Annotated in this window: 1 tRNA gene; it reads right to left on the bottom strand. The window is 42.9% G+C overall.

The annotated features are described in order from the left end of the window. Positions 1–136: 136 nt before the first annotated feature. Positions 137–212: transfer RNA gene (locus JYJ62_RS15775), tRNA-Ala, on the bottom strand. Between the last annotated feature and the right edge of the window lie 368 nt (positions 213–580).

Below are 580 nucleotides of genomic sequence, written 5' to 3' on the forward strand. Positions count from 1 at the left end.
TAGTCTATTTTTACTTCTATCACAAACCTAAATTTTTAAAGAACAGTTCTGGTAAAGACCAGAAATCAATATTCAAATCTCTCTCTACTTTGAGAGCATCTAAATATTCATTTCTGAACTTTGCGCGATTGGATAATGGTGGAGCCAAGCGGGATCGAACCGCTGACCTCCTGCGTGCAAGGCAGGCGCTCTCCCAGCTGAGCTATGGCCCCATTGTCTAACTTGTCTTTTTTACTGACTGCTACGTTGCACTTGTCACTTGCTCAGTCACATACAGAAGTATGCTCCTTCACTCGCTCCGGCGTGCGCCTTGCATTAAGCAAAAAATCCGTCGTTATACTTTTCAAACGTCACTTAAAAGCAACACTCAAACGGTACCTTCAAACCCCAGATAACTGTTAGCTTTTAAACTTTCGTTTTAAGCTTAATTTTGTGTAAGGCAAGGCATTTTATGGCGAAGCTTAGTAACACTAAGTGAGCTATAAAATAACGCAGCATTACGCAAAATTGGTGGGTCTGGGCAGAGTTGAACTGCCGACCTCACCCTTATCAGGGGTGCGCTCTAACCAACTGAGCTACA

Source organism: Denitrificimonas caeni (genome assembly GCF_905120345.1).
Taxonomy (GTDB): Bacteria; Pseudomonadota; Gammaproteobacteria; order Pseudomonadales; family Pseudomonadaceae; genus Denitrificimonas; species Denitrificimonas caeni_A.